Genomic DNA, 9,429 nt, shown 5'->3' on the forward strand with positions numbered 1-9,429 from the left:
CAGACCAGCACGGCGAGGAATACGCCGCGGGCGGAGGCAATGATGGTTGCCGGGTTCGATGCTCCTGTGCCCGATGAGGCGATGATGGCGTTGGCCACAGCGCCAAAGATGGCGACGCCCACCGAACTGCCGATGGCCCGGGCAAGCATGTTCGCCCCAGTCACGACGCCGCGCTCGCCCCAGCCGACGGAGGATTGCGCCGCGACGATGGCCGGGGTGGAGGCGAAACCGAGCCCTGAGCCGATGACCAGGCAGCACGCCGCGACGACCCACACGTTTGGACGCGCCGAGGTGAGGACGAGGGCAAGCGCCCCGAGGACAATGACGGCCATGCCCAGCAGCGAGGTGTTGCGGAATCCGTGGCGCATGTACAGACGGCCGGAGAAGCTGGAGGCAATGGGCCAACCGATGGACTGCGCTGCGACCGCCATCCCGGCCAGCAGCGGCACCGTGCCGATCGAGCCTTCCAGGAAGGTGGGCACGTAGGAAGTCAACCCGATGAGCACAGCCCCGACACCGAGTGAAACGAGCGTGGTGGTCAGCAATAGCCGGCGCGAGAGGACCCACAAGGGCAACACGGGGTTGGCCGTACGGCGTTCCACCAGCACGAACGCGACGATGCACGCCCCGCCAAGGGTAAAACCGCCAATGCTGAACACCGAGTCCCACGCCCAGGCCTGCCCACCCTCGAGCACGGCAAGGATCACCAGCGACATGCCCGCGGCAAGCAGGATGGCGCCCGGATAGTCGATGTGGATCCTGCGGCGCGGGACATTCTCGTGGTAGGCGCGCATGAGGAGGAACGCGGCGGCCACACACACCGGGACGTTGATGAAGAAGATCCAGCGCCAGCTCGCAAACTGGGAAAACAGGCCGCCTATCGCGGGGCCGAGCACGGCGGCGATCGCCCAGACCCCTGAGAGGTAGCCCTGAGCCTTCGCCCGTTCCTCGACGGTGTAGATGTCGCCGGCGATCGTTGTGGTGGCGGGCTGGATGGCTCCGGCACCGAGTCCCTGGATGGTGCGGCAGATAATCAATACGGGCATGCTCCATGCCAAACCGGCCAAGATGGAGCCCAACATGAAGATGCCGATCCCGGCCAGCATGACGGGCTTGCGCCCCAGGGTGTCGGAGAGTTTGGAGTAGACGGGCACAGAGACGGCCTGGGCGAGAAGGTAGACAGAGAACAACCACGGGAAGGAAGCGAAACCGCCCAAGCTTTCCACGATGGAAGGCACCGCCGTCGCCAGCACCGTTGAGTCCAGCGCCACGAGCCCCATGCTGACCATGAGCGCAATGAGGACCGGTCCGCGTTCGGAACGGAAACCGACCCCGGCCGCGGACATCAGCGCCCTGCCCGGACCGCAGGTGCGCTGGCTGCGACGCAGGCCTTAGTTTGCAAGGTCCTCAAGGTGACCGTCATGCTTCATTCTTAGGCTGATAAAGCAGCCAACACAATGGTTTCGTCTGCAGGGAATGGCCGTGAATTTTGAGATGCCCAGTTCCCATCGCCGGTGGACTAGGATGGCATGGATGCCACGGATTGTTTGAAGATCCCTACCAGTGGCCGTGATTTCGCTCCCCGGAGCCGTAGAAGTTGGAGGTGGACCGCACATGGATGATGGACATAGTCGATCTACCGCACCGCGCGAGCCCAGCCTGCGCCACCGGGAACCAGCCTCCTTCTAATCCCCGCCACCCGCGGCGGCACACGGAAATCCTCCGCAGTGTCCTCCGCAAGGCAGGGCAGCTTTGCACCTGCGGTGCAGAAGCCAGGAGCTTCCCTTACGGCCTGCGGGGATTCGTGCGGTAGCGCCTTAGCCTTCGCCACCCATTTCCTGCACACGCCCCGCGGATCATCCTGCGGTGTGATTGCGCGTGCTTTCAACGGAGGGAACCGGATCATGATCAAATACCCCGTCCAAACTTTTGCGGACAGCGCTGAACTCCTGGGCAAGGGCCTCGCCAACCAGGATCTCGCCGCCGTTTCACAGGCGCTGCATCCCCTGAACGTGAACGAAACCCTCGAGCAACTGGAACGCCTGAACACCATTGACCGGGCTGTTTCATACCGCACGCTGCCCAAGGACCGGGCCATGGAGGTCTTTGAGCGTCTGGATGCCGGACTGCAGGCTGATCTGGTTGAGGGATTGCAGGACGTTGAAGTTGCTGAAGTCTTTGCGGAGCTGAGTCCCGATGACCGGGTGGCTTTGCTGGATGAGCTCCCAGCCTCCGTGGCCCAACGCCTGATTTCCGGGCTCAGCGACAAGGACCGGGCCCTGACAAGCACGGTGCTCGGCTACCCGCAGGGTGCCGTGGGGCGCTACATGAGCCCTGAGTTTGTGACAACCCATCCGCAGCTTTCCGTTCGGCAGACGCTCGCCCGGGTGAAGTCGCAGCTGGACGACGCCGAGAGCGTCTACACGATCCCCGTCACGGACGCCGGGCGGCACCTGGTGGGAGTGGTGTCGTTGCGCGATGTCCTGCGAGCCGACGACGCCGTGCTGATTGCAGACATCATGAAGCGCCCGCTGAGCTTCCCTGCCACCGAGGACGTGGAGGAGGCAGCCCGCTACTGTGCCGACGCCAAGGTGCTGGTGCTGCCGATTGTCGACGCCGAGGACCGCATTGTGGGCATTTTGACGGTTGATGATGCATTGCAAATCCTGGAAGACGCTGAAAGCGAGGACGCTGCCCGTGCCGGTGGTACAGAACCGCTGCGGCGCCCCTACCTGGCCACTCCGGTCAGCAGCATTGTGCGTGCCCGGGTGGTGTGGTTGTTGGTGCTCGCACTGGGTGCAACGCTGACCGTCCAGGTCATTGGCGCCTTCGAGGCAACTCTTGAACAACAGGTGGTGCTGTCCCTTTTCATCCCGCTGCTGATCGGCACCGGGGGAAACACCGGCAACCAGGCTGCCACGACCATCACCCGTGCACTGGCGCTGGGCGACGTGCGGCCGAGCGACGTCTTCAAGGTCTTTGCCCGTGAGGTGCGCGTTGGCGCATTTCTGGGTTTGCTGCTGGGCACGCTCGGCTTCGTGATCGCTTCGATCTTCTTCACCGTGCCCATCGGTTGGGTGATCGGGCTGACCCTGCTGGGCGTGTGCACCATGGCCGCCAGCATTGGCGGGCTGATGCCGCTCCTAGGGAAGGCAGTGAGGGCGGATCCGGCAGTGTTCTCCAATCCGTTCATCTCAACATTCGTCGATGCAACAGGGCTGATCATCTACTTCCTGATCGCCACCAGCATCCTGGGCCTCTAAGCAGAAGCCCACCCACCGCCCAGCAGCCCCATCGCCCCACCTACCTACCGACGCTCCAGCACTTTCGGGCCGTTTATTCACGACCCTCCCGCATGTTTAGCCGTGATCCACCGATTCGGTTGGGGGTCGCTCGGCGGTTTAAACACGAGATGCCCGTCTTTTGGCGGAGAATTGGGCTTGTCTAGAGTCCGTTTCACACAAAAAGAGGAGCATCTCGTAGATGCTAGTTTCCCATACCCCGGCGGCCGTGTCCGTTTCCTTTGATGAGGAGAACCTTGTGTCGGCGACCGGGCTGGTGCCGGTGATGCGTCTTGCCCAGAACGCGGGTCTGCACGAACTCGCTGATGAGTGGATTTCGGTGCCCGGGGACAAGGGCGCCAATGCCGGGTTGAAAGTAGCCGCCCTGATCGCGGGGATGGTCGCCGGGGCCGACAGCGTTGATGACATGGCCGTGTTGCGCCACGGCGGAATGAAGAAGATCTTCACCGGCTGTTACGCACCGTCGACGTTGGGCTCGTTCCTGCGGTCCTTCACGTTCGGTCATGTGCGCCAACTCGACGCGGTCGGCTCCCGCCTCCTGGTGAACCTGGCCCGGCGGGTGCCCCTGTTCGGGACACCGACCGGGGAAGACTTCATCTTCATCGACGTGGACGACACGACCGTGGAGGTCCATGGCTATCAGAAGCATGGCTCCGGGTACGGGTACTCCGGGGTCCGCGGGCTCAATGCCCTGCTCGCGACCGCCTCCACGAAAAACACGGCCCCGGTGATCATCGGTCAACGCCTGCGCAAGGGAGCAGCGAATTCAGCCCGCGGCGCGAAGAAATTCGTCACTGAGGCGTTGGGGACCCTCAAACGCACTGGCGTGGCCGGGCCGGTGTTGTGTCGTTTTGATTCGGCCGACTACGGTCACCGGGCCGTCAGTGCCGCCCTGGCTGGTGGGGCCGATGTTTCGGTGACGGTGCGGATGAACCCTGTCGTCAAACGGGCCATTGCCGCCATCGACGAGGCGGTGTGGGTGCCGATCCAGTACACGAACGCCGTCTTCGACGAGGCCACCGAAGCGTGGGTGTCAGTAGCGGAAGTCGCAGAGGTTCCGTTTACCGCGTTCGCCTCCAAGAAGAAGGACGAGCAGGTCACCGGGCGCCTGATCGTACGCAGGATTCCGGAGCTGAATCCCAAGGCCGTTGACGGGCAGCCCACGCTCTTTGACACGCATCGTTTCCATGCGTTCTTCACCACCGTCGATGCCGAGGTCTTGGACACGGTCGCGGTCGATCAGACCCACCGCAAACATGCCATTATCGAACAGGTCAACGCCGACCTGAAAGACAGTGCCCTAGCACACCTGCCCTCAGGTCATTTCGGCGCGAATTCAGCGTGGCTGGTCACTGCCGTCATGGCCTACAACCTCACCCGCGCTGCGGGGGTCCTTGCCGAGGGCTTGTTCGCCAAGGCCAGGACCGGCACGATCAGGGCCAAGCTCATCAACGTCCCGGCCCGGATTGCCTCCAGCGCCCGAAAAATCAGGCTCCACCTACCCGACTCCTGGCCCTGGCAGGCCGCGTGGGAAAACCTTTACACCGCAACCCACGCCCCACCACAAGCAGCATAAACAACCACCCGCCCCGCCGCCCCCGGCGTGACCCAGGAACCCAAGCGTGGAACACCAACGGCAGCAAGGCCAGCAATCCCGCCGCGCCCACAAGCGAAACCGCCCCGCGAACCGAAATCAAACGAATCACGAAGGCAGCTCGGTGGATCGAGGTTTAGGGGTGTTTCATCTAATGCCTTTCTGCATTGGAACTGCGGATGTGCCAGGGCGCCGGAGTGTGCCCGGAGTGCCGGCAGGGCTGCGCGGACCATGTTTGTCGCGACCCCCTCAAACCTCTTGAAATTCATACCTATGAGTGATAGTTTTACTATCAGTGATAGGCGACAAAGAGAAGGTGAAACGATGTTGATGCCGATGACGGTCAAGGAATACGTGCGGTTCCGCAACGTGGAGCCGTCGGAGAAGGTGCCGCGCGGGTGCGCGTTTGGTGCAGGCCAGGTGTCACGGCCCATTGTTTCTTCGAGGACTCGGCTGTCGGCAGGCCAAAGGAGGAACGCGACGTGAAGGCACCCGCAACGGATCGCCGCATGGAGCGGCGCGAAGCCAAGTTGGCCGCGATTCTCATCGAATCATGGCGGCTGGCTGACCGTGACGGCCTGGCCGCCATCTCTCTGCGCGACCTCGCCGATGCGGTCGGTCTGCGGCAGCCGTCCCTGTACGTTTACTTCGCGTCCAAAGCCGACCTCTACGATGCGATGTTTGCCGACGGATACCGGGAACTGTTGGAATTCATCGGCGCCCGGCGGCACGACGGTCCCCCGCAACAGGCATTGGCCCGCTTTGTCGCGGATTGTGTGCAGTTTTCCAGTGTGAACGTCGTGCGCCACCAGTTACTGTTTCAGCGCACAATCCCCGGGTTTGAGCCGTCGCCCCAGTCCTATGAGCTCGCCAGCGATTTCTACGTGGTCGCGCAACGGCTGGCCCAGGCCGCGGGTGTTGCGACTCAATCCGATTTGGACCTGTTCTCGGCGTTGGTAAGCGGGTTGGCCCACCAGCAGGTAGCCAATGATCCCGGTGGCCGGCGCTGGGTGCGCTTGGCTGATCGGGTTGTCCAGATGTTCCTCGCCGACGTCGAACAACGCCAGCAGGACACAATCACGAACAGGAGAAACCAAGGATGACATACACGGAAGCAGCAACGATCCCGAGAATCAAACACGATGAGGCCATGGAAATTGCAGCCGTGGAAAACGTCCGGCTCAGCGCGCTGCTGCGTGAACTTGCAGCCCCAGTCTGGGAGCAGCTCACCGACTGTGCGCCGTGGACGGTGCGCGACGTCGTCGTCCATATCACCGCGTCGGCGCAGGCGCAGGCCAGCCCGATTGAGTTCGCCCGTCAGGTAGTGGTCGGCAGGCCCCTGACGGCGCAGATTGGCGGGAACCACTGGGTGGACGGGCTCAATGAAGCTCAGCTTCGAGCCCGCACCGGCTGGACACCCACGATGCTTCCCGACCTCTGGGACCGTCACTCTGCTGCAGCGTTGACGGCACGACAGCGCCTGCCTGCCCCGATACGTGCACTGCCCCTGCTACCCTTCGGCAGTCCACTGGACGTGCACATCGGCTGGCAACCGCTTCGCTACCTCTTCGACGTAGGGTTCACCCGCGACACTTGGATGCACCGCATCGACATGGCACGGGCCGCGGGAATCGCCCCACAGCTGAGCGCCGAGCACGACGGTCGCATCATTGCCGACATTGTCGCCGAATGGTCAGGCCTCCACAGCCAGCCCTACACGCTCACGCTCACCGGACCTGCCGGTGGCCACTTCGAATCCGGCGGAGGTGATGTGCCCCTCACCGTCGACGCTGTGGAGTTCACCCGCATCCTTTCAGGCCGTGCCGAGGGACCCGGCGTCCTACACCACAAACTTCCTCTCTAACCGTGGCACTTTCGAAGTATGGTTGCTGGATCGCTGTCACCACGGGCACTTGACCGACACCCGTGCGATCTACAGATGCCACATGACCTGTGGATCAGTTTTGGGCAAGTTGCCAGTCGAAGGCTCACAGTAATCGGCGCCTCGGAAGCCCAGCGGACAGGTGGCGTAGAACTGTCGCAGACTTCAGGCGACGGTCTTGGTTTGTTCAACTGCGTGTTGTCGTGTGGTGCAGTCGCGGACGTGGGCCGTGCCGGCGATTTCGCGCAGCGCAAACACGCCCTCCAAGGCTGCTTTTCGTGACACGAAATCAGGGGATACGGCGAGTGTGTTCTCGAGGTCATCGACCAATTTTACGAGGTAGAGCCCGTCGATCTTCTGATGCAGTTCAATTCGTCCAGTCATTCTTGTCTCCGCTTTGAATCATGGTTGTCTAGTTGGTCAATGCTTGGTGGTGGCGCTTGGCAACGCTGCCATACATGCTTTCGCTATTGGGCTCGTGGTTAGGCGGCACGTTATAGCGGGGGTCTATGCGGTTGGAGGTTGTTCAGGGTTCCGTGGCTCCGCTGGGCGGGGAGGATGTGGTGGTTCTTTTGCCACGAGGGTGCAGCGTCCTAGAGCTCGGATAGCTGCACGTCCAACTGAAACCCGCAGTTGCATTTGAGAAGGCGGAATCGAACCGCATTCTCGGCAGAACAACCGTAGTGGCCGCTCGCAGGATCACCGAGAGGTGCATCAGCTTCCAGGGTTTCAGTCATCGGCTGACCGCAATGGATGAAAGCCCGGCCTATACGCAGGACCCCCAAGGTTGGGGTGCTGGCGTTGAGCAGCCTGGCGACCTGCTGGACCGTGGCTCTATGGCCGTAGAAGGAGTCGCAGTCAGAACACGAATACTCGATCGAGACATGGTCCGGCGACGCTGGAATCACGCCTTCGAGGGCCTCAATCTTCAAGCCATTGGAGGTGCCACACTTGGTGCAGATTAAATACGGCCACTCAGCCGCGTCGACTTTCCCGGGAAGATTCGCCGTGGGCGAGGTGGTCATGTTGAGTCCCCTAATTAGCGCCCTAAAGATCAGGGCTTGAATTGCTAGGTGGTGGCCGGATCTGACTCGCCACCACCTACCTAAAGAGAGTGTGCACGCCCCCCAGCGACTCATTCACACAATCATTAGTATTTCATGAACTAATGAAATTGTGTATGACGTATGTCACTGTTGTGCGATACTGCGACTATGTGACGCCTAGGACGGAGGCTGGATATTCGGGCGTTGCGACTCGCCCGAAACTTGCGCCCGCCGCATGCGTACCAATGCCTTGGCAGCAGAAAAAGGGCGACAACCCGTCAGGACGACAACGGACATGCACTGGCAGCATGCGATCTTTGGTGCGACCCCTCTAAGAACGGAGCACCTATTTGCCCCAAGACTGCAGTTCCTGGAGTTCTGGGATGAGTAATTCTAAGGTGGGCGGCGCAACATCCAAACCGAACAAGTCCTCCGTGACTTACTCACCGCATATTGCCACCAACGTGCCAAAACTGATCATTCAATGCGCAAAAGTTCTGATGGTGGTGCTCCAAGGCAGGCTTCGATGTGCTGAGATCAATGACGCTCGATTGCCCACCTGAACCTGAGATGGCTGGGCCATCGACGTGTTGTTTCCACAACCTAGGGGTTCCATCGCCGTCCAGCCAAGCGTTGTTGAACGTACTATTTTCTCTGCGGGAATGATGCCAACCAGCGCCGAGTGTCACAGTGGCCAGACACGACCGGGTCTGAACTTGCCTTGCGGTCCATGGGATGCGAAACGGCGTTTGGCCTCGGCGGCGAACCGTGGGCTGACGCTCGTAATTGAAGCACCGGACCGCACAGAACACGAAAGGAGGTCGAACTCCACAGCCACAGCTGCAGGAGGCCCTATCACAACACCCCGGAAAGTGCTGGAGGCTCCTGCGCTTTTCGGGGTGTTGCGGTGTCGCCGACGATCCGCATTGTTGGCCTCGACGCCAACAACACCTCTACTGCGCATTAACAATCATCGATATAGTGGGGGAGCATCTGACCGTTGCTGACCCGCTGCGGGGGAGTGAGCTGAGGGCGAGGGCTCTGTTGCTCGTCAACGAGTGGCAGCACCACGAAAACCAAGGAGAATCGTATGCCTGCTATTCGAGTCCACGAAAGCGCTCCCTGCTTCGGCGGTCCTACGGGCTGGTGCTAGGAACGCCATGAAGTTTCTCCAGAACACACCCCGCTTCGTTTTCTTTACCGGCAAGGGCGGGGTGGGCAAGACGTCAGTGGCCTGTGCGACGGCGATCATCCTTGCGAAGGAGGGTAAGAAGGTCCTGCTGGTCAGTACCGATCCCGCCTCAAATGTGGGGCAGGTCTTTGGCATAACCGTCGGGAACGTCGTTACTGCCATCCCGGAGGTGGCTGGCCTTTCCGCCTTGGAAATTGATCCGGGGCAGGCCGCAGAAGTATACCGCGAGCGGATTCTGGGCCCCATTCGCGGACACGTTCCAGAGGCCGAGTTGGCTAGCATTGCCGAGAGCCTGTCCGGTTCCTGCACCACTGAGATTGCCTCCTTTGACGAGTTCACCACCCTGCTCGCCGACGAGAGTTCCTACGGCGAGTATGACCACATCGTCTTCGATACGGCCCCGACAGGCCACA

At 61.6% G+C, this 9,429-nt stretch carries 8 protein-coding genes; 5 read left to right on the top strand and 3 right to left on the bottom strand.

Annotated elements, in window-relative coordinates:
- Positions 1 to 1,346: MFS transporter (locus tag Q4P21_RS09800; RefSeq protein WP_303388590.1), on the bottom strand; the 1,346-nt coding region annotated here is incomplete at its 3' end.
- A 558-nt stretch (positions 1,347 to 1,904) separates the two neighbouring features.
- Between Q4P21_RS09800 and mgtE the strand changes: the two genes are divergently transcribed.
- The 4 genes from mgtE (at position 1,905) to Q4P21_RS09820 (ending at position 6,760) form a co-directional block, all read left to right on the top strand.
- Positions 1,905 to 3,263 (top strand): magnesium transporter, encoded by a 1,359-nt coding sequence (gene mgtE, locus Q4P21_RS09805; protein WP_303388591.1) that lies wholly within the window; start codon positions 1,905 to 1,907, stop codon positions 3,261 to 3,263.
- 220 nt (positions 3,264 to 3,483) lie between these two features.
- Positions 3,484 to 4,878, top strand: coding sequence for an IS1380 family transposase (locus tag Q4P21_RS09810; RefSeq protein ID WP_303388592.1), 1,395 nt, complete (start codon positions 3,484 to 3,486; stop codon positions 4,876 to 4,878).
- Positions 4,879 to 5,405: 527 nt separating this feature from the next.
- Positions 5,406 to 5,999 (top strand): TetR/AcrR family transcriptional regulator, encoded by a 594-nt coding sequence (locus Q4P21_RS09815; RefSeq protein WP_303388593.1) that lies wholly within the window; start codon positions 5,406 to 5,408, stop codon positions 5,997 to 5,999.
- Entirely contained in the window at positions 5,996 to 6,760 is a 765-nt protein-coding gene (locus Q4P21_RS09820; RefSeq protein WP_303388594.1) for a maleylpyruvate isomerase family mycothiol-dependent enzyme, read from the top strand. Before Q4P21_RS09815 ends, Q4P21_RS09820 begins: the two co-directional genes overlap by 4 nt.
- 183 nt (positions 6,761 to 6,943) lie before the next feature.
- Here Q4P21_RS09820 and Q4P21_RS09825 read toward each other — a convergent pair whose 3' ends face one another.
- Both Q4P21_RS09825 and Q4P21_RS09830 read right to left on the bottom strand, forming a co-directional pair.
- Entirely contained in the window at positions 6,944 to 7,162 is a 219-nt protein-coding gene (locus Q4P21_RS09825; protein ID WP_303388595.1) for a hypothetical protein, read from the bottom strand.
- A gap of 209 nt (positions 7,163 to 7,371) precedes the next feature.
- Positions 7,372 to 7,803, bottom strand: a complete 432-nt coding sequence (locus Q4P21_RS09830; protein ID WP_303388596.1) for a hypothetical protein — start codon at positions 7,801 to 7,803, stop codon at positions 7,372 to 7,374.
- 1,181 nt (positions 7,804 to 8,984) lie between these two features.
- Here Q4P21_RS09830 and Q4P21_RS09835 point away from each other — a divergent pair.
- Positions 8,985 to 9,429: TRC40/GET3/ArsA family transport-energizing ATPase (locus tag Q4P21_RS09835; RefSeq protein ID WP_303388597.1), on the top strand; the 445-nt coding region annotated here is incomplete at its 3' end.

Source organism: Arthrobacter sp. (genome assembly GCF_030540645.1).
Classification (GTDB): domain Bacteria; phylum Actinomycetota; class Actinomycetes; order Actinomycetales; family Micrococcaceae; genus Specibacter.

What these genes read in the sequence shown, in the direction of transcription:
- mgtE (WP_303388591.1), top strand. Translation starts at nt 1,905, where the DNA reads ATGATCAAATACCCCGTCCAAACTTTTGCGGACAGCGCTGAACTCCTG.
- Q4P21_RS09810 (WP_303388592.1), top strand. Translation starts at nt 3,484, where the DNA reads ATGCTAGTTTCCCATACCCCGGCGGCCGTGTCCGTTTCCTTTGATGAG.
- Q4P21_RS09815 (WP_303388593.1), top strand. Translation starts at nt 5,406, where the DNA reads ATGGAGCGGCGCGAAGCCAAGTTGGCCGCGATTCTCATCGAATCATGG.
- Q4P21_RS09820 (WP_303388594.1), top strand. Translation starts at nt 5,996, where the DNA reads ATGACATACACGGAAGCAGCAACGATCCCGAGAATCAAACACGATGAG.
- Q4P21_RS09825 (WP_303388595.1), bottom strand. Translation starts at nt 7,162, where the DNA reads ATGACTGGACGAATTGAACTGCATCAGAAGATCGACGGGCTCTACCTC.
- Q4P21_RS09830 (WP_303388596.1), bottom strand. Translation starts at nt 7,803, where the DNA reads ATGACCACCTCGCCCACGGCGAATCTTCCCGGGAAAGTCGACGCGGCT.